Genomic DNA, 17,866 nt, shown 5'->3' on the forward strand with positions numbered 1-17,866 from the left:
TCAATGCTGATGACCGTGGCCGATGTGCTCGCGACGCCGGTGATGCAGGCCGGGCAACCCGAGGTCGTCTGTGCCGCGAACCTGGACCGGGCGGTGCGCTGGGTGCATGTCAGCGACCAGGCCGAGGTGGCCGACCTCCTGGTCGGCTCGGAGTTGATCCTGACCACCGGGCAGGCGCTCGCCGCTCCCGAGCAGGCGCGGATCGTCTACCTGAGATCGCTGTCCGCCGCCGGCGTCGCGGGACTGGTCGTGGAGCTGGGCAGCTACGTGAGCGAGCTGGGTCCCGTCGTTGCCGCCACGGCCGCCGAACTCGGGTTGCCGGTGATCGTGCTGCACCGGGTGACCCGCTTCGTGGAGATCACCGAAGCCGTCCATCGGGCGATCGTCGCCGACCAATACGCCGAACTCGAATTCGCGCGCACCGTGCACGAGACCTTCACCGAGCTGAGCGTGCGCCGCGCCGCGCTGGCCGAGATCGTGCACACGGCCGCGAGCATGCTCGACGCGTCGGTGGTGCTGGAAGACCTGTCGCATCGGGTGCTGGCGGCTACCGCCCGCCACACCAGTTCGGCCGCGCTGCTCGATGATTGGGAATCGGTGTCGCGGATGCTGCCCGACGGGTCCGGTGTGGTCGGCGTCGGACCGCACACACAGCGCTGGGGCAGGCTGATCCTGCGCACCGACCATGCCCACACCGCGCGGGTGGGCATGGTCCTCGAACGCGCCGCGCAGACCATCACCCTGCACCGGATGATCGACAAGGACCGTTTCGGCCTGCACCGCCAGGCCCAGACCGGCCTGATCGCCGATTTGGTGGAGGGCCGGGTGATCGACGAGCGCGACGCGCAGGCGCGCGCGGCCGCCCTCGGTCTGCACCGCCGGGCTCGTTATGTGCCGCTGGCGATCGAGATCGATACCGAGCCGGCGCCGGATCCGGTGGCGGCGCAACGACGGAGCGAGGCCATCGTCGAAGCGGTGACGCATGCGCTCGGCCTGGTCGACGCGTCGGCGCTCAGCGCGGCGGAACATCGGCGAACCCGCGGTGGCTCCGATGGGGAGCAGGTCACCGTGATCCTCGCGGTGCCGCGGGGCGGCGACGTCGACGGCCGACTGGCGACGGTGTGTTCGGCGGTGCTGGCCGAGGTCGGCCGGGTCGACAACGTGCGTCGTGCGGTCGTCGGCGTCGGCGCCGACTCCGATTCCCTCCTCGACACCGCGGGCAGGCTCGCGCATGCCGCGGGTGTCGCCGAGGTAGCCCTGTCGATGACCGCGGCGGCGAATCGCGCGTTCTTCCGCAGCGCGGATATTCGTCTGCGCGGTCTGCTGTCGCTGATCCGCGACGAGCCCGGCGTGCAGAGTTTCGCCGAGGCCGAACTCGGGGCACTGCTGCGCTACGACATCCGCCACACCGCCGACCTCACCGGTACGCTGCGCCGCTTCCTCGACCTGGCGGGCAACAAGACCGAGCTCGCCAAGGCGCTCGCGATCAGCCGGCCCACCCTCTACGACCGTCTCGCCCGCATCGAACGCGTCCTCGCCGTCGACCTCGACGACGGTGAATCGCGCACCTCCCTGCACGCCGCGCTGCTCGTGCGCGACCTCACCGCGGGTGGCGCGAAGCTCTAGACCGCAGGGGTCAGCGGGAAAGGACTCCGGTCGACTCGACGGCGGCGACGATCAGGTCCGCGACGCCCCGTTGGCCCGCGAGGGTGGGGTGATAGGGGAGCAGGGTCTGATCGGCGAGAATCGGATCGAACCAGCGGACGCCAGGGTCGGCGCACATCCCGAATTCGCGGGAGGCGGTGACGGTATCGATGTACACGGCGCCGTGGTCGGCGGCCGCCCGCGCGACGACGGTGTTGAGGCGTTCGAACTTGGACTGGATGTAGGCGGCGTCGGCGGGAAGCAGGCCGAGCATGGCCGGGCAGCTGGTGTTCGTGAGATAGGTGGGCCACCCGTCGACGAAAACGGTCGCCTCGGGTGCGCGCCGGGTGATGTCGGCCAGCGCGGCGGCGTAGGCGGGCGCGATCGCGTCTATCCTGTTGTCCCACTCCGGATCTGCCTCGGCGGCACAACCACCGCTGAGTGCTCCCGCGTGACAGTGGCCGAGGATGAACTCGGTCATGCCGGCGTCGTTGGCGCCCATGTGCAGGGTGACGATCCGGGTGGCGGGACCGAGTGCGTCGAACTGGGGGTCGATCCCGGCGCCTTGCGACCCGTACAGATCCGGGATCTTCGCCGAGCTGCAGGTCCGGTCGTCCAGCCCGAGCCCGAGTTTTTCGGCGACCAGCTTCGGCGCGTTGGCGGTGGACCGCACACAGCGCAGCGGAGCCGTCACGTCGAGATCGACCGCACCGGTGGTGGCTGCCCCGGAATCACCGAGCGCGACGTAGGTGGCGCCCGGCCGCACCTCGGCCTGTGCCACCGCATGCGTCGACACCGAGACCATCAGCGCCACAGCGCCGGTGAGCAGCAAGCTCTTCATCGAAGATCCTGACGGTTGTGGTTCAGTCTTTGCGACCGGTGAGAGCGAGTGACGTGCCGAGCCCGATCATCACCAGACCACTGGTACCGCCGATGGCGGCGAGACGGCGTGGCGACCGCGCGAACCAGGACCGTGCCGACCCGGCCGCGAACGCCCAGAGCGAGTCGAAGATCAGGCCGAACACGGGAATGCAGAGCCCGAGGATCAACATCTGCTGAGGGACCGCACCGTGCGTGGTATCCACGAACTGTGGCAGCAGCGCCGCCAGGAAGACGATGGTCTTCGGGTTGGCGGCCCCGACGATCACGCCGTCGCGCAACGCCGCCATCGGACTGTGCGCGGCCACGTCCTGCTCGGCGTGAAAGGCGGTCCGTAGCGCGTCACGATGGCGAATCGCCTGCACGCCGAGATAGACCAGATAGGCGGCGCCGACCAGTTTGATCGCGGTGAACACCGCCGCCGACGCCGCCACCACCGCGCCCAACCCGAACGCGACTGCCACGACTTGGCCGTACACCCCAACCGCATTGCCCAGCACGGTCATCAGCGCCGATCGTCGCCCGACGGTGAGTGCCCGGCCGATCGTGAACAAGACGCTGGGTCCGGGCACGATCACCAGCAGAAACGCCAAACCCGCGAACGAGACCAGATGAGCCGACGACACCATCGCCCCACGCTATCCGGCGGTGGGCGCGGTGACAACGGCCGCGGTGCGCGGGAACAACGATGCGGTGGTGGCGGTTGTGCTGCGCATGACGACACTCGGATTGATCGGTAGCGGACATATCGGATCCACCGTCGCGCGGCTGGCGGTGGACGCGGGTTATGACGTGGTGCTCAGCAACTCACGCGGACCGCAGACCCTGGCGGATCTGGTCGCCGAGCTGGGTCCGCGGGCCCGGGCGGGTACCCCGGCCGAAGCGGCCGAAGCGGGCGACTATGTGGTGGTCACGGTGCCGTTGAAGGCGTATCGGGACGTACCGGTCGCACCGCTCGCGGGCAAGGTCGTGTTCGACACCAACAACTACTATCCCGACCGCGACGGCGCCTTCCCCGAACTCGACGCCGACCAGACCACCACCAGCGAACTGCTGCAACGCCACCTGCCGGAATCGAAGGTGGTCAAGGCGTTCAACAACATCGCCTACGCCAACCTCGCCGAACTCGCGCGCCCGGTCGGTGCCGCGGACCGGTCTGCCCTGCCCGTGTTCGGCGACGACCCCGACGCCAAGAAGCTCGCCACCGACCTCATCGACGCCATCGGCTATGACGTGGTCGACGGTGGGTCCCTCGCCGAAAGCCGCCGCTCCCAACGGGATACCCCGGTTTACGTACGCCCCTATGCCGCCGACGACAACTGGCCGCCCGCCTCGAAGCCCGCGGGCGCCGAGGAGGTGCGTGCGGCCCTCGCCGCCGCCGAGGTCTGAGCGCTGAGCGTCGTCCGGCCGGCCGCGGTCGGCCGGACGACCAGTTTCGGGGGGTTGTGGGTGTCGGTACCGACGACGAAACTTGTTGTATGAGTGCGTTGTCACAGAACCTGATGGACCGGTGGATCGCATTGGCCGGGATCGGGGCCGAACAGATCGGTGCCGGAGTAGTGGGGCGCTACAGCGAACCGCACCGCCGCTACCACACCGGCACGCACCTGGCGGTGATGCTCGCGGCCATCGACGAATTGGCCGATGCCGCAACCGATATCGACGCCGTGCGCTACGCGGCGTTCTTCCACGACGCGATCTACGCCGTCGCCCGGGCCGACAACGAGGAGCGCAGCGCCGACCTGGGCCGTGACATCCTCGAATCACTCGGTGCCGCACCGGAATTGGTCGAGGAGGTAGTGCGGCTCGTGGTTGTGACCCGTGGGCACCGTCCACAGCCCGGTGACGCGAACGGCGCGGTGCTCTGTGATGCCGACCTCGTTGTGCTCGGCGGTAGTCCGCAGGAATACGCCGCCTACACCACCGCGATCCGCGCCGAATACGCCCACGTGCCCGACGATCTGTTCCGGGCCGGGCGCGCCTCGGTGCTGCGCAATCTGGCCGACCAGCCTCGCCTTTTCCGCACCGACCTCGCCCACGACCGGTACGAGGCGATCGCTCGTGCCAACCTCGCCGCGGAACTCGCCGAACTCACCGCGGAGATCGGCTGACCGGCCGACTGCCCCTGTCTCGGTGGCTCCGGTGGTCCCGGGTTACCGGACAAGGCGGCACCGGCTGCGGTCGTCGACGGCCGCAGCCGGTCGATACGGCGCTGTCTGTCAGAGGGCGGTGAGCATTTCGGCGGCCAGCGGGCCCGCGGAGGCGGGGTTCTGGCCGGTGTAGAGATTGCGGTCCACCTCGATGTGCGGGGCCCACGGGTCGCCTTCGCGGTAGTCGGCACCGAGTGCGACCAGTCGATCCTGAAGCAGCCACTTCGCCTTGTCGGCGAAGCCCGCCTGGGTTTCCTCGGCATTGCTGAACGCGGTGAGGCGGTAGCCGGCGAAGGGGGAGTTGCCCGACTCGGCGGTGGCGAGTAGCGCGGCGGGGGCGTGGCAGACGATGCCGAGCGGTTTGCCGGAGGCAAGGGCGTTGACGAGCAGGGTGCCCGAGACCGGGTCGACAGCGAGATCTTGCATCGGGCCGTGTCCGCCGGGATAGAAGACGGCGTCGTAGTCGGCGAGGTCGACCTTGTCGAGAGTGAGCGGATTCCGCAATGCGTCGGCGCCGGACAGGATTTCGGCGACCGCCGCCGCACCGTCGGCGCCACCGTTGACCTCGGGGGCCAGGCTGGCCTGGTCGACGGTCGCGACAACGCCGTCCGGGGTCGCCACGGTAACGGTGTGGCCCGCGGCGGTGAAGGCCGCATAGGGCGCCGTGAATTCCTCGGCCCAGTAGCCGGTGGGATGTTCGGTGCCGTCGGCCAGTGTCCAATGATCAGTGCCGGTGAGAACGAACAGGATGTGTGCCATGGGAACAACGCTAGGGTTGATGGCATCTCCTGACCAATAGGATTGCCTATATGAGACATAGGTCAGCCGATGGGTCGATGGATCTGGTGCAGCTGCGGACCTTCCTTGCCGTGTTCCGCACCGGCTCGCTCACCGCGGGCGCCGCCCAGGTCGGGCTGTCCCAGCCGACAGTGACCACGCAGATCCAGGCGCTCGAACGGCACCTCGGCAGGCCGCTGTTCGAACGCCTGCCTCGCGGGGTGACGCCGACCGCTGCCGGTCACGAGCTCGCGGCGCGGGTGGGCGGTCCACTCGAGGAGCTGGAGGCGGTCGTCAGCGGTGCGGCGACCGCTCAGGCGGCCCCGCCCGAGCCGCCGGTGCTGCTCGGTGGACCGGCGGAGATGCTGGCCGCCAAGATCGTGCCCGCGTTGTCGCCGTTGGTCGCCGACGGTGTGCGGCTCACGGTCAGTACCGGCCTGACCGACGAGTTGCTCGCTCGATTGCATTCGGGGGCGCTGGACCTGGTCTTCGCCACCACCCGCCCGCGCGGTCGGACCGTGCTGGCGGAACCGCTCGTCGACGAGGAATTCCTGCTCGTCGCAGCCCCGTCGATCGCCGACCGGATCGACGCCGACCGTCTGCGGACCGAGGGCCCGATCGCGCTCGACGGCATCCCGCTCGTCAGCTACGCCGCCGATCTGCCGATCCTGCGTCGCTACTGGCGCCATGTCTTCGAGACCCGCCTGGAAACCGAGCCCGCCCTGATCGTCGGCGATCTGCGCGCGGTACTGGCCGCTGTCACCTCGGGGGCGGGGATCAGCGTGCTTCCGCACTACCTGTGCGGCCGGGAACTGGCCGACGGAACGCTGGTCACGCTGCTCGATCCCGCCGACCCGCCGATCAACACCGGCTTCCTGGCCCGCCGGATCGGCGCACCGTCGCGACCGCACGTCGACGTGGTTCGCGCCCGGTTGGTGGAGGCGGCGCGAGGTTGGCGGGCGGGGTGCGGCGCTTGACAGGCAAGCGAGCACTTGCGCTTGACAGGCAAGCTCGCACTTGCCTATGGTTCGAGGGGAGTGAACGGAGCGTGCAGAGTGACCGATATCTTCACCGCGTTGGCGGATTCGACACGACGCGCGCTGCTCGACGAACTGGCTGATCGCGACGGGCAAACCCTGTTCGAATTGTGCGCCCGCCTCGTGAACAAGCACGGCATCAGCTCGTCACGTCAGGCGATCACCCAGCACCTGGGCGTGCTCGAGGAAGTCGGTCTCGTCCATACCCGCCGGCAAGGCCGATACAAGTTCCATCACGCCGATTTCACGCCGCTACAGGCGATTTCGGTGCGTTGGCCCATCCCTCAGGAGGACACATGATCCGCATCGGAGTGACCAGCGTTTTCGTCGACGACCAGGCCAAGGCCGAGGCCTTCTACACGGACGTGCTCGGCTTCCAGGTCAAAGACAAGGTCTCGCTCGGCGAATTCGACTGGCTCACCCTCGTCTCACCCGCCGATGTCGACGGCATCCAGCTGTTGCTCGAGCCCGACCAGCATCCGGCCGCCAAGGCCTACAAAACGGCACTGAGCGCCGAAGGTATCCCCGTCATCGTCTTCACCGTCGACGATCTCGACGCCGAATACCGCCGCCTGCTCGACCGCGATGTCTTCTTCACGCAGGCCCCCGCCCCGATGGGCGCGTTCGCCACCGCGGTGTTCGACGACACCTGCGGCAACCTCATCCAGCTGATGGCGCCCGTCACCGAGTGATGATCAGAAGTTCGGTGGGGGAGGCGATTTCGGCACGCAGGCCTGCCTTGGTGGCTACCCGGGCAACGGCGCGGATGTCGGTGGGGTCGGCGCGGGTGAGGACCAGCGCGCGGGCGAGCAGACCCTTGTGATGTTTGTTGAAGTGGCTGACCACCGTGCGTGAGCCGTCCGGGTGCTCGGTGAGCACATTGGCGGTGATGGCGCCGGGGACTCGGCCGAGTTGCTGGTAGGTACCCGACCGCAGGTCGATGACGAGCTCGCCCGCGGCCTCCGCGTAGAGAGCGTCGGGCAGCACGTCGCGCCAGAGGGCCGAAAGTGTCGGCAGCCCTGGCAGTTTGGTGCCGCCGGAGAGGCGGTAGGCGGGGATGGGGTCGGCCGCGCGAACCGCGCCGAACAGGGCCGATCCGATCCCCAGGCGGGCGAATGCCTTGGCCCGCTGCACCGTGGTGAACGACTTCGCGTCCAGGGCGTCGTAGAGGACCCCGGTGTAGCGCTCGAGGGCGGGGCGGGTCGCCGACGTGCGCAGGCTCGCGTTGCGGGCGATCTCCGCGTCGGCGCCTTTACCCAGACCGAGCACCGCGGCCGAGGCCGCGGGGTCGGCCGCCAGCTGGACGACCTCGGTGATCAACTTGTCGCGAATCGCGCTGAGCTGCGGCATCGCGAGATCGGCGAGTTCCAGCGGCACGCCCGATCCGCCGTCGGACTTGGTTTCGGAGGGAGGCAGCAGCACCAGCACGATCGACAACGGTAATCGTCGCCGCAACCACCACCGCGCCCCGCCCCGCCGCGGACCGGTCGTCCGGCGGTCAGCGGCCTCGCTGGACCCGCCCCGATCCGCTGTCCACGTGGTTCAGCGCACGGCTTCGAGGAACTTGCGCGTGCGCTCGTTGGTCGGTGCTTCGAAGATCTGCTCCGGCGGGCCCTGTTCGACGATGCGGCCGGAATCGAACATCAGGACCCGATCCGAGACCTCGCGCGCGAAACGCATCTCGTGGGTGACGATCAGCATGGTGATGTCCGTGGTTTCGGCGATGGTGCGCAGCACGTCGAGGACGTCGCCGACCAGTTCCGGATCCAAAGCAGACGTCACCTCGTCGAGCAGCATGACCTTCGGATCCATCGCGCAGCACCGGGCGATCGCGACCCGCTGTTGCTGCCCGCCCGACAGCTGCGAGGGATGCGCGCCGGCCTTGTCCGACAGGCCGACGACGTCGAGCAGATGGCGAGCACGTTCGCGCGCTTCGTCTTTCGACTTGCCGAGCACATGGATCGGCGCCTCGGTGATGTTCTCCAGCACCGTCATGTTCGGGAACAGGTTGAACTGCTGGAACACCATGCCGATCTTGGTCCGCACCGCGCGCAGGTGTTTCTCCTTGGCGGGCACCAGCTTTCCGCCGCGCTCGGTGTGGGTGAGTGGTTCACCGTCGACCCAGATCACGCCGTCGCTGATCGTCTCCAGGGTCATCAGCAGCCGCAGAATGGTGGTCTTGCCCGACCCCGACGGCCCGATCAGGGTGACCTTCTCCCCGCGGCGCACGCTGAAATCGAGGTGATCGAGCACGGTGAGGTCGCCGAAGCGTTTGACCACCTGATCGAATCGGATCATCTCGTCAGTAGTAGGCAAGTCGCTTCTCCAGTCTTCTGATCAGCACAGACGTCGGGTAGCTGGCGACGAGGAAGAACACCCCGGCCATCGTGATCGACTCCAGGTACGCGAAATTGCGTGCCCCGAATTGCTGTGCGGCGGTCACCAATTCGACGACCGAGATGGCGAACAGGAACGGTGTGTCCTTGAACATCGAGACGGCGTTGGTGCCGAGCGCGGGCAGGCTCGCCCGGATCGCCTGCGGCAGCACCACCGCGCCCCAGGTGCGGGCAGGCGGCAACGACAGGGCGCGCGCTGCCTCCCACTGTCCCTTCGGCACCGCCTCGATCCCGGCCCGATACACCTCGGCCAGGTAACTCGAATAGTGGATGCCCAGCACCACGATGCCGATCTGCAACGCCGAGAACTGCGTGAACAGTGTGTAGGCGAACAGCAGCTGCACGACCAGCGGGGTGAGCCGGACGAACTCGCTCACCGCGTGCACCGGCGCGGCGATCGGGCGCGGCATCGTGCGACGGATGATCGCGATCGCCAGCCCGAGCACCGCGGCCAGGGCGAAGCCGAGCACCGTGGCCAGCAGTGTGATCTGGAAGCCGTCCCACAGCACCGGCAGCGCCTCGCGGGCGCGCTCCCAACTCCATTCGGCTCTCATGGCGCCACCTTCGTGTCGTCGGGCGCCAGGCTGAGGACCTCCTTGAGCGACGCGCCGCGACCCAGCTTGGTCTTGGCGCGGGTTTCGAGCAGGTTCATGCCCAGGGTGAGCAGGTAGCCGAGGACGAAGTAGATGACCAGGCCGACACCGAAGGAGAACAGCGTGTCGCTGGTGGTCTTGCGCAGGTCACCGATCTCGTAGGTCAGGTCGTGCAGGGTGATGTAGGACGCCACGGCGGTGCCTTTGAGCAGGTGGACCAGCAGATTGGTCAGCGAGGGCAGCATCAGCGCCCATGCTTGCGGGAACAGCACCCTGCGCATCCGCTGCCACGGACTGAAGTTCAGCGCGACCGCCGCCTCGAACTGCGCGCGCGGCACCGCGTTGAGCGCGCCGCGCACCACCTCGGCGCCGTAGGCGCCGTAGTTGAGGCCGAGCGCCAGGATGCCGCAGAACAGCGGGTCGAGCTTGTAGCCGAGCAACGGCAGTACATAGAACAGCCAGAAGATCTGCACCAGCAGTGAGGTGCCGCGGAAGAATTCGATCATGACCCTGGCACTGCCGCGTGCCGCGAGGTTGCGCACGCGGGCGGTGGTGCCGAGGGCGAGGGCGAGGACGAACGCGAGCAGCGCGCCGCCGATGGTCAGCTCCAGCGTGACCGCGATGCCCTGCCACAACGAGGGCAGGGCATCGCGGACCGCATCGACATTGCTCATGCGTGGATCAGATTTCGCCCTTGCACAGCGCGGCCGTCGTGTACTTCGGATCGGGCAGCTCGCGCTCGGTGAACCCGAATTTCCCGACGATCGACAAGTACTTGTCCTTGTCGCCGGTGATCTTGGCCAGCTCGGCGTTGTAGGCGGCGAGCAGATCGGGATCGGTGGTGCGGAACACGGTGCCACCGGCGCCGACCTGCGGTTTGCCGTCGATGACGGCCACGAACGACGGTGTCACGTCGACCGCGGCGTTGGGGGTGTGGCTCTTGAGCCAGTTCAGCGAGATCGCGGTGAGTGCGAACACGTCGGCGCGCCCGGAGGTGACCGCGTCCATGCCGTCCTGCGGGGTGCCGACCTGGGTGGCGTCGATGCCCAGCGAGCTGGCGTAATCGGATTCGATGGCGCCGGTCATCGCGGCCATCTTCGCGCCACCGGCCTTGATCGACTGCATATCCGTCAAATTCATCGGATTACCGGGTTTCACCATCAGCGCGGTGGTGTACATGAATTCCGGTTCGCTGAAAGATGCCTGTTCACAGCGTTTCGGCAAGATCGACATCCCGGCGCTGACCGCGTCGAAGCGATTGGCCTGCAGACCGGGGATCAGTGCGCCGAACTCGGTCTGCACACCGTCGACGGTCTTGATGCCGAGGTTGGCGAAGATCTCCTTGTGCAGGGCCACCGTGGCACCGGTGAGCTGGCCTCCCTCTTCGAACGAATAGGGCGCCTCACCGGCGAAACCCACGGTGATCGTGCCCTTGTCCTTCAGCGACTGCAGGAGCTGACCGCTCTCGGTGGTCTCGGTCTTGGTGCATCCGGCGAGGGCCGCGGCCACCAACGCGGCTCCGGTGAACACCGCTGTACAGCGCTTCGACATGGATTTCGTCTCAGCCATTGTGACCTCTCGCAAGGGCAGCGTCGCCGCCACCAATTTTCTGTTGTAAGTGCGTAATTGACTTATAGAGAAAATCTAGTCACGTAAGAATTGCCAGATGCGGTTACGTTATCAGGTTGTTATCTGATGATTGAAATAGATTTGTACTGGGTAACCTGATATGCGCTCTTTTGTCGGAACCGGTTTTCGGGGGCCTGCGGGCGCCCAGGTGGTAATCGGCTGTCGCCCCGCGCGGACCAGGGACTACCCTGTGCATCCGTGATCACCCGCCTCTCCCGCCTGTTCCTGCGCACCCTGCGAGACGATCCCGCCGACGCCGAGGTGCCCAGCCACAAACTGCTCGTTCGCGCCGGCTACGTCCGCCGGGTCGCCCCCGGCGTGTACTCGTGGCTGCCGCTCGGTCTGCGCACGCTGCGCAAGATCGAGGACGTGGTGCGCCAGGAGATGGACGCCACCGGCGCCCAGGAGATCTCGCTGCCCGCGCTGCTGCCGCGCGAGCCCTACGAGACCACCAACCGGTGGACCGAGTACGGGCCAGGCCTGTTCCGGCTCAAGGACCGCAAGGGCGGCGACTACCTGCTCGGGCCCACCCATGAGGAGCTGTTCGCGCTCACCGTCAAGGGCGAGTACAACTCCTACAAGGATCTGCCGGTCACGCTCTACCAGATCCAGACCAAGTACCGCGACGAGGAACGTCCCCGCGCGGGCATCCTGCGCGGGCGCGAGTTCGTGATGAAGGACTCCTACTCCTTCGACATCGACGACGACGGTCTCACCAACAGCTACGCCACCCACCGCAAGGCCTACCAGGCCATCTTCGACCGGCTCGACGTCGAGTACGTGATCGTGGCCGCCACCTCCGGCGCCATGGGCGGCAGCGCGTCCGAGGAGTTCCTCGCCGCCAGCCCCGTCGGTGAGGACACCTACGTGCGCTGCGTCGAGTCCGGCTACGCGGCGAACGTGGAAGCCGTGGTCACGCCCGCGCCCGCGCCGCTGCCCATCGAGGGCCAGGCCGCCGCGGTCGAATACGACACCCCGAACACCCCCACCATCGCGACGCTGGTCGACTGGGCCAACGAGGTGAAGGTCCTCGACCGCACGGTGACCGCCGCCGACACGTTGAAGAACGTGATGGTGAAGCTGCGCCACCCCGACGGCAAGACCGAGATCCTCGGCATCGGCGTCCCCGGTGACCGCGAGGTCGACGACAAGCGTCTGGGCGCCGCCGTCGAACCCGCCGAGGTGGAACTGCTCACCGAGGCCGACTTCGCCGCCAACCCGTTCCTGGTGAAGGGCTACATCGGCCCGAAGGGCCTGGCCGCCAACGGTGTTCGTTACCTCGTCGACCCCCGCGTCGTCGACGGCACCGCCTGGATCACCGGTGCCGACGTGGCGGGCAAGCACGTTGTCGGCCTGGTCGCCGGCCGCGACTTCACCCCCGACGGCACCATCGAGGCCGCCGAGGTCCGCGACGGCGATCCCTCGCCCGACGGCGCGGGCCCGCTGGTGTCCGCCCGTGGCATCGAGATCGGTCACATCTTCCAGCTCGGCCGTAAGTACACCGACGCCTTCGATGTCGACGTGCTCGGCGAGAACGGCAAGCCGGTGCGCCTCACCATGGGTTCCTACGGCATCGGTGTCTCCCGCATGGTCGCGGTGATCGCCGAACAGCAGCACGACGAGAAGGGCCTGCGCTGGCCCGCCGAGGTCGCCCCGTACGACGTGCACGTCGTCATCGCCAACAAGGACGCCGCCGCCCGCGACGGCGCCGAACACGTCGTCGCGGGCCTGGACGCCGAAGGCCTCGAGGTCCTCTTCGACGACCGCACCGCCTCACCCGGCGTGAAGTTCAAGGACGCCGAACTGCTCGGCATGCCCTGGATCCTGGTCATCGGCCGCGGCTGGGCCGAGGGCAAGGTGGAGCTGCGCAACCGCTTCACCGGCGAAGCCGAGGAGATCCCGGCCGAAGACGCCGTCAGCGCGGTCACCGCCAAGGTTCGCGGCTGACCTCGTCGCACCGATCGCGCTGTCCCACTTCCGGTGGGGCAGCGCGATGTGCTGTTTTCGGGCGCTGAGACCCGCTGAAACTCGCTGGAACCGAATGGGTCTATGGCGCGTCCAATCCAGTGGACGGAGCCGAAAGATCGCCCTGAGATTTGCGTGGTGTGTGTTTCGTTGACAGAGTCTGGTCCGACAGTTGTCGTCAGGGGAGGTACCGATGGTCGGCTTCGATCCGAGCCGTGCCGCAGAGGAATTGGCGCGGTTCGCAGCCGATTTGGAGCAGAAAGCGCAGCGGTACGAAGAGCTGCAGGGGCAGATGGCCATGACGTCGGCGACCGCGTCCAGCGCGGGCGGGCGCGTGAGCGTCACGGTGGACAGCACCGGGGTGCCGACGGCGATCGGCCTGGGACCGGCTACGCGGAGTATGGATCCTGACGCACTGTCGGCGGAAATCCTGTCGTGTATGCGTAAGGCCCAGGTGACGTTGCGGTCCGAGGTTGCTGATGTCATGAGTCGGGTCGTGGGCGAAGACCCGGCGGGTGAGTCGATTCTCGACATTCTCGCCGAGCGATTCCCGGACGTCGAGGCAGAGCTCGCGGGCGAGCATCTTCCGCCCCGACCCCAGTACGCGCCTCCGCCGGCCAGTTCCGCGCCCGCGTCACAGTCGACATGGGAACCGCCTGCCACGGAAACGCTCAGCCGCAAGCCGGATCGGGATCAGATCGTCACACCTGACGAGCCGGACGAGGACGACGAGTACTTCAGCAAGAAGTCATGGCTGGAATGAGGACGTAGATGTGGAACAGCGATGATGTCGTCGTCAAACCGGAGAGCGTGCGTGCGCACGCCGGCGCGGTCGAATCGACGCTCGGGAACCTCAGTGCGGCCAAACAAGCGGCCGACTATCTGTCCACGCTGGACGACGGCTACGGCCTGTTCGTCGGGTGGTACGCGGACCTGACCGTGAGCTCACTGCACGAGCGGATCACCGACAGCCTGCAGAAGATCGTCGAAACGACCGAGACGCTGCCGAAGACGCTGCGGTACTGCGCGGACACCTTCGAAACCCTCGATGCCGACCGTCAGGCCGCGATCGAGCGTCAACAAAGCCAGATCAAATAGGGGGAAACCATGCCGTTCGACGACGACGCCCCGCCCGCGGGCAACGAACTGATCGACGGGAAAGTCGACGACGACGAGGCGTATGGGTTCGACCAGAAGGCTCTGCTCCCCAGGATCAACAGCGATGGCGCTGAATCAGGTCTGTTCAAAGGCACACCGGTGGGTGATGGTTGGGAAGCCGCCGGGCTCGTCAAGGAAGCGGTGAACGGGGAAGACCCGGTCAAGAACCTGTATGGCGCAGCCCTCAAAGCCTCCGCGGTCGCTGTGGCCGCCGCGGACGTGCTGGAGTACCAGAAGCGCATGGCAACAGGGGTTCCCCTGGCGAAATTCGATCCGTTCAATATCGTGGGCGCCCTGCTGATGGGCTGGATGCTGGAGAACGTCGAACCACTGCGCAAGGGGCTCGATTGGGTCACCGGTAACCCGGATATGGTCAAGGCGTATTCCAAGTCCTGGGAGAACATCTCCACGGCGCTGACGCAAGCCGCGGCGACATGGAACACCGAACTCCAGAAAGATGTCAGTGAATGGGGCGGCGCCGCCAGCACCGCCTACAAGACCAAGGCCGACGCGTTCATGGCCGACATCGAGGCCCAGTCCTCCCTCGCCTCCTCGCTGAGCAAAGTCAACGCCGCGCTCGGTGACCTGGTGGAGGGGGTGCGCGGTGTCGTGATCGAACTCCTGAACTGGCTGGCCGGCGTACTCGTCGAGGCCGCGGCGATCATTATTTGCACCGGGGGGACCGCATCTTTGGGGGCCGTCGCACGCGCCAGTCTGAGCATCTCCGGCGCGGGATCGAAGCTGTCGCAGATCCTGCTGGCACTCGCGAAAGAAGCGTCGACGATCATCGGCATGGTGCCGAAACTCATCCAAGCGGTGCAAGGTGCGACAGAGGCCGGAATCAGATCCGCGACCGCGTAGGCGCGGATCGTAATGGGGGCATTGTGGGTAGGTATCGGAGTACGTCTGACTTGCCGTTGCCGGGGGAGTGGAAGCGGAAGGCGTTCGGCGCGTATCGCTATGCGGTGTTGCCGTTCGCGTGTGCGCTGGTCTTGTGGCCGGTGACGCTGGGGCTGGTTTCGACGATGGTGACGGAGCCGGGATCGGTGGCACCCGGACTCTTCGGGCTTGTGCTGCTCGGTCCCCTGACTGCTGTTTTCACCGGTTGGGGATGGTCGGAGATCCCACGAGCCGCTCCGGTGGCCGCTGAGATTCGTGCCACCGACGACGGCCCGGCACTTGTGTTGCCGGTGCCGCGGCCGTCCTCGACCGGAAGTCTGGTGGCTATTGCGTTCGGAGTGGCCGTGCTCGGAGCTGGGCTGTGGCAGTTCATCGCATCGTTGAACGACGACTGGTCGATGGGAGCGGCGCTCTTTTTCCTCATGTCCTTGCCGGCCGCGGTTGCGCTGCTCCTCGGTTTCGGCACGTACCGCTCTCGCAAGACCCTCGGCAACATCGGCATCGAACTCACCCCGCGGTACATCTCGATCGACTTCGGCAACGGCCCGACCAGGGTTGGCTGGCAGGACGTCTCGGCGGTCGGCGCCCGCAGCCGCCGGGAAGCGTTCAGATTCGGTAGCGGAACCAACCTGACCAGTCTCGTCACCGGCGATGCCGAAACCGGCTACCGGACGATCGACATCGTGCACACAGACCTCGAGACCGACCCGACCCGGGTCTACCACCTGTTCGTCTTCTACGTGCGCAACCCTGGGAGGCGAGCGGAGCTCGGGACAGAACTCGGGCTGAATCGCTTCCGGCGCGCCGGATATGTCGGCGAACCGACCCCCGCAGCACTGTAATCGCCCAGCGCCGGGTGTCGTCGAACAGGAGGCCTTGGCCGTTCGAACTTACGGCTACGTAGGCGAAAGTGCTGGTAGAGGGTGTGAGGGTCGGCGTGGCGAGTGGGCGGCGCTGATAAGTTAACGGCATGACGAGTTCGCCCAGCCTGCTGTTCAACCCGGCCACCTACGACCCGCAGCACTTCGACGCCGAGACGCGGCGGCTGTTGAAGGCCACCATCGAGTGGTTCGAGTCCAAGGGCAAGGCGCAGCTGCTGGTCGAGGATCGCGACGCGGTGTGGACCTCGGAGTTCCTCGAGTTCGTCGGCAAGGAGAAGCTGTTCGCGACCTTCCTGACCCCGGCCGCCTACGCCGACGGCGACCCGAACAAGCGCTGGGACGCGGCCCGCAACGCGGCGCTGGCGGAGATCTTCGGGTTCTACGGACTGGCGTACTGGTACGCCGAGCAGGTCACCATCCTCGGCCTCGGCCCGATCTGGCAGAGCGATAACGAGGTCGCCAAGCGCAAGGCCGCCGCCGATCTCGACGACGGTCAGGTGATGGCGTTCGCGCTGTCCGAGCGCGACCACGGCGCCGACATCTACAACACCGACCTGATCCTCACCCCGAGCGAGCCGGGCAGCGCCGACGCCGAGGCGGGCATCCTGTTCCGGGCGAGCGGCGAGAAGTACTACATCGGCAACGGCAACGTCGCCTCGATGGTGTCGGTGTTCTCGCGCCGCGCCGACGTCGAGGGTCCGGCGGGCTACATCTGGTTCGCCGCCGACAGCCGCCACGACGACTACCACCTGATCGAGAGCGTCATCCACGGTCAGATGTATGTCAGCCACTTCCGGCTGGAGAACTACCCGGTGACCGCCGCCGACCTGCTGCACGAGGGGCCGGAGGCCTTCTCGGCCGCGCTCAACACCGTCAACGTCGGCAAGTTCAACCTCTGCCACGGCGGCATCGGCATGGTCGAGCACTCGTTCTTCGAGGCCATCACCCACGCCAACAACCGCATCCTCTACGGCAACCCCGTCACCGACTTCGCCCATGTGCGCGGCAATTTCGTCGACGCCTACGCGCGGTTGATCGCGATGAAGCTGTTCAGCGACCGCGCCGTCGACTACTTCCGCAGCGCCTCGCTCGAGGACCGCCGCTACCTGCTGTTCAACCCGATGACCAAGTCCAAGGTCACCTCCGAGGCCGAGGTCGCGATGACCCTGCTGCTGGATGTGCTGGCGGCCAAGGGATTCGAGAAGGCCACCTACTTCGCGCAGGCCTCGCGCTACATCAACCACCTGCCGCGCCTCGAGGGCACCGTGCACGTGAACGTGGGGCAGATCCTGAAGTTCATGCCGAACTACCTGCTCAACCCGAAGGAATACCCGGCGATCGGCACCGACCTCGCCCCCGGCGACCAGCCGTTCTTCTGGCAGCAGGGTCCGGCGCGCGGCGCGGGCAAGGTGCAGTTCGCCGACTGGACCCCCGCCTACGAGCAGGCATCCGCGGTCCCGAATGTCGGCCGGTTCTACGAGCAGGCCCAGGCGCTGCGCAGCCTGCTGCTCACCGCGGCACCCGATGCGGACCAGCAGAAGGACCTGGACTTCATGCTGACCATCGGCCACCTGTTCTCCACGGTGGTCTACGGGCAGCTGATTCTCGAGCAGGCCGAGCTCACCGGGCTCGACCGCGATGTGCTCGATCAGATCTTCGACTTCCAGATCCGCGACTTCAACACCCAGGCGGCGGCGCTGCTCGGCAAGCCGTCGGTCACCGAGGCCCAGCGTGCCTGGGCGATCGGGGCCCTGCGCAGCCCGGTTGCCGACGCCGAGCGGTTCGGCCGGGTGTGGCAGCAGGTCGAGGCCTACGACGGCGCGTACGCGATGCGCCCGTAGTCGGGCCCTCGGTTGC

The 17,866-nt window shown here is 67.3% G+C and carries 20 protein-coding genes; 12 read left to right on the forward strand and 8 right to left on the reverse strand.

Going from position 1 to position 17,866, the window contains the following annotated elements; genetic code table 11:
- Window positions 1–3: 3 nt before the first annotated feature.
- The gene (locus ACWGCN_RS32855) at window positions 4–1,626 is read left to right on the forward strand and encodes a PucR family transcriptional regulator (RefSeq protein ID WP_449968605.1); all 1,623 of its coding nucleotides are present in this window, start codon (window positions 4–6) and stop codon (window positions 1,624–1,626) included.
- Between the two features lie 10 nt (window positions 1,627–1,636).
- On the opposite strand, the gene ACWGCN_RS32860 is transcribed toward ACWGCN_RS32855, so the two are convergent.
- A complete protein-coding gene (locus tag ACWGCN_RS32860; RefSeq protein WP_452459705.1) occupies window positions 1,637–2,485 on the reverse strand; it encodes an SGNH/GDSL hydrolase family protein in 849 nt (282 codons plus the stop codon).
- A gap of 22 nt (window positions 2,486–2,507) precedes the next feature.
- A complete protein-coding gene (locus ACWGCN_RS32865; RefSeq protein ID WP_378992315.1) occupies window positions 2,508–3,152 on the reverse strand; it encodes a LysE family translocator in 645 nt (214 codons plus the stop codon).
- 28 nt (window positions 3,153–3,180) lie between these two features.
- Between ACWGCN_RS32865 and ACWGCN_RS32870 the strand changes: the two genes are divergently transcribed.
- Together ACWGCN_RS32870 and ACWGCN_RS32875 are read left to right on the forward strand one after the other, a co-directional pair.
- A complete protein-coding gene (locus ACWGCN_RS32870; RefSeq protein ID WP_452529169.1) occupies window positions 3,181–3,912 on the forward strand; it encodes an NADPH-dependent F420 reductase in 732 nt (243 codons plus the stop codon).
- Window positions 3,913–4,001: 89 nt separating this feature from the next.
- Window positions 4,002–4,634: an HD domain-containing protein gene (locus ACWGCN_RS32875; RefSeq protein WP_387442298.1), complete on the forward strand. Its 633-nt coding sequence runs from the start codon at window positions 4,002–4,004 to the stop codon at window positions 4,632–4,634.
- A gap of 108 nt (window positions 4,635–4,742) precedes the next feature.
- On the opposite strand, the gene ACWGCN_RS32880 is transcribed toward ACWGCN_RS32875, so the two are convergent.
- On the reverse strand, window positions 4,743–5,432 hold the full coding sequence (locus ACWGCN_RS32880) for a type 1 glutamine amidotransferase domain-containing protein (RefSeq protein ID WP_452459707.1): 690 nt from the start codon (window positions 5,430–5,432) through the stop codon (window positions 4,743–4,745).
- A 50-nt stretch (window positions 5,433–5,482) separates the two neighbouring features.
- On the opposite strand from ACWGCN_RS32880, the gene ACWGCN_RS32885 reads away from it, so the two are divergent.
- The 3 genes from ACWGCN_RS32885 (at window position 5,483) to ACWGCN_RS32895 (ending at window position 7,179) form a co-directional block, all read left to right on the forward strand.
- Entirely contained in the window at window positions 5,483–6,427 is a 945-nt protein-coding gene (locus tag ACWGCN_RS32885) for a LysR family transcriptional regulator (protein WP_452459708.1), read from the forward strand.
- 78 nt (window positions 6,428–6,505) lie between these two features.
- Entirely contained in the window at window positions 6,506–6,787 is a 282-nt protein-coding gene (locus tag ACWGCN_RS32890) for an ArsR/SmtB family transcription factor (protein ID WP_378992324.1), read from the forward strand.
- The gene (locus ACWGCN_RS32895) at window positions 6,787–7,179 is read left to right on the forward strand and encodes a VOC family protein (protein ID WP_378992404.1); all 393 of its coding nucleotides are present in this window, start codon (window positions 6,787–6,789) and stop codon (window positions 7,177–7,179) included. Before ACWGCN_RS32890 ends, ACWGCN_RS32895 begins: the two co-directional genes overlap by 1 nt.
- On the opposite strand, the gene yaaA is transcribed toward ACWGCN_RS32895, so the two are convergent.
- The 5 genes from yaaA to ehuB all read right to left on the reverse strand — a co-directional run bounded on the left by yaaA (window position 7,169) and on the right by ehuB (window position 11,027).
- Window positions 7,169–7,915, reverse strand: a complete 747-nt coding sequence (yaaA, locus tag ACWGCN_RS32900) for a peroxide stress protein YaaA (RefSeq protein ID WP_387442306.1) — start codon at window positions 7,913–7,915, stop codon at window positions 7,169–7,171. The genes ACWGCN_RS32895 and yaaA overlap by 11 nt on opposite strands.
- A gap of 114 nt (window positions 7,916–8,029) precedes the next feature.
- Window positions 8,030–8,785, reverse strand: a complete 756-nt coding sequence (ehuA, locus tag ACWGCN_RS32905; RefSeq protein WP_379315222.1) for an ectoine/hydroxyectoine ABC transporter ATP-binding protein EhuA — start codon at window positions 8,783–8,785, stop codon at window positions 8,030–8,032.
- A gap of 4 nt (window positions 8,786–8,789) precedes the next feature.
- Complete coding sequence (gene ehuD, locus ACWGCN_RS32910) at window positions 8,790–9,437, reverse strand: ectoine/hydroxyectoine ABC transporter permease subunit EhuD (protein ID WP_378992328.1); 648 nt, start codon at window positions 9,435–9,437, stop codon at window positions 8,790–8,792.
- Window positions 9,434–10,150, reverse strand: coding sequence for an ectoine/hydroxyectoine ABC transporter permease subunit EhuC (gene ehuC, locus ACWGCN_RS32915; RefSeq protein ID WP_378992329.1), 717 nt, complete (start codon window positions 10,148–10,150; stop codon window positions 9,434–9,436). The genes ehuD and ehuC overlap by 4 nt, the downstream gene beginning before the upstream one ends.
- Window positions 10,151–10,157: 7 nt before the next feature.
- Complete coding sequence (gene ehuB / locus ACWGCN_RS32920) at window positions 10,158–11,027, reverse strand: ectoine/hydroxyectoine ABC transporter substrate-binding protein EhuB (RefSeq protein WP_378992405.1); 870 nt, start codon at window positions 11,025–11,027, stop codon at window positions 10,158–10,160.
- Between the two features lie 276 nt (window positions 11,028–11,303).
- Here ehuB and ACWGCN_RS32925 point away from each other — a divergent pair, with 276 nt between their 5' ends.
- From ACWGCN_RS32925 to ACWGCN_RS32950, 6 genes are all read left to right on the forward strand, one after another.
- A complete protein-coding gene (locus tag ACWGCN_RS32925; protein WP_452460374.1) occupies window positions 11,304–13,052 on the forward strand; it encodes a proline--tRNA ligase in 1,749 nt (582 codons plus the stop codon).
- 211 nt (window positions 13,053–13,263) lie between these two features.
- Window positions 13,264–13,833, forward strand: a complete 570-nt coding sequence (locus ACWGCN_RS32930) for a YbaB/EbfC family nucleoid-associated protein (RefSeq protein ID WP_452460373.1) — start codon at window positions 13,264–13,266, stop codon at window positions 13,831–13,833.
- A gap of 8 nt (window positions 13,834–13,841) precedes the next feature.
- Window positions 13,842–14,168 (forward strand): type VII secretion target, encoded by a 327-nt coding sequence (locus ACWGCN_RS32935; RefSeq protein WP_449968628.1) that lies wholly within the window; start codon window positions 13,842–13,844, stop codon window positions 14,166–14,168.
- Between the two features lie 9 nt (window positions 14,169–14,177).
- Window positions 14,178–15,089: a WXG100-like domain-containing protein gene (locus ACWGCN_RS32940; protein ID WP_452460372.1), complete on the forward strand. Its 912-nt coding sequence runs from the start codon at window positions 14,178–14,180 to the stop codon at window positions 15,087–15,089.
- 50 nt (window positions 15,090–15,139) lie between these two features.
- Window positions 15,140–15,970, forward strand: a complete 831-nt coding sequence (locus ACWGCN_RS32945) for a hypothetical protein (RefSeq protein ID WP_452460371.1) — start codon at window positions 15,140–15,142, stop codon at window positions 15,968–15,970.
- 128 nt (window positions 15,971–16,098) lie between these two features.
- Window positions 16,099–17,850, forward strand: a complete 1,752-nt coding sequence (locus ACWGCN_RS32950; protein WP_378992331.1) for an acyl-CoA dehydrogenase family protein — start codon at window positions 16,099–16,101, stop codon at window positions 17,848–17,850.
- The last annotated feature ends 16 nt before the right edge of the window (window positions 17,851–17,866 follow it).

This window comes from Nocardia sp. NPDC055050, from assembly GCF_053608345.1.

Bases quoted from the DNA above. Each gene is read 5' to 3' on its own strand.
- ACWGCN_RS32880 (WP_452459707.1), bottom strand. From the start codon at position 5,432: ATGGCACACATCCTGTTCGTTCTCACCGGCACTGATCATTGGACACTG.
- ACWGCN_RS32940 (WP_452460372.1), top strand. From the start codon at position 14,178: ATGCCGTTCGACGACGACGCCCCGCCCGCGGGCAACGAACTGATCGAC.
- ACWGCN_RS32855 (WP_449968605.1), top strand. From the start codon at position 4: ATGCTGATGACCGTGGCCGATGTGCTCGCGACGCCGGTGATGCAGGCC.
- ehuC (WP_378992329.1), bottom strand. From the start codon at position 10,150: ATGAGCAATGTCGATGCGGTCCGCGATGCCCTGCCCTCGTTGTGGCAG.
- ehuD (WP_378992328.1), bottom strand. From the start codon at position 9,437: ATGAGAGCCGAATGGAGTTGGGAGCGCGCCCGCGAGGCGCTGCCGGTG.
- ACWGCN_RS32865 (WP_378992315.1), bottom strand. From the start codon at position 3,152: ATGGTGTCGTCGGCTCATCTGGTCTCGTTCGCGGGTTTGGCGTTTCTG.
- ACWGCN_RS32875 (WP_387442298.1), top strand. From the start codon at position 4,002: ATGAGTGCGTTGTCACAGAACCTGATGGACCGGTGGATCGCATTGGCC.
- ehuB (WP_378992405.1), bottom strand. From the start codon at position 11,027: ATGTCGAAGCGCTGTACAGCGGTGTTCACCGGAGCCGCGTTGGTGGCC.
- ACWGCN_RS32935 (WP_449968628.1), top strand. From the start codon at position 13,842: ATGTGGAACAGCGATGATGTCGTCGTCAAACCGGAGAGCGTGCGTGCG.
- ehuA (WP_379315222.1), bottom strand. From the start codon at position 8,785: ATGATCCGATTCGATCAGGTGGTCAAACGCTTCGGCGACCTCACCGTG.
- ACWGCN_RS32885 (WP_452459708.1), top strand. From the start codon at position 5,483: ATGAGACATAGGTCAGCCGATGGGTCGATGGATCTGGTGCAGCTGCGG.
- ACWGCN_RS32950 (WP_378992331.1), top strand. From the start codon at position 16,099: ATGACGAGTTCGCCCAGCCTGCTGTTCAACCCGGCCACCTACGACCCG.
- ACWGCN_RS32930 (WP_452460373.1), top strand. From the start codon at position 13,264: ATGGTCGGCTTCGATCCGAGCCGTGCCGCAGAGGAATTGGCGCGGTTC.
- ACWGCN_RS32860 (WP_452459705.1), bottom strand. From the start codon at position 2,485: ATGAAGAGCTTGCTGCTCACCGGCGCTGTGGCGCTGATGGTCTCGGTG.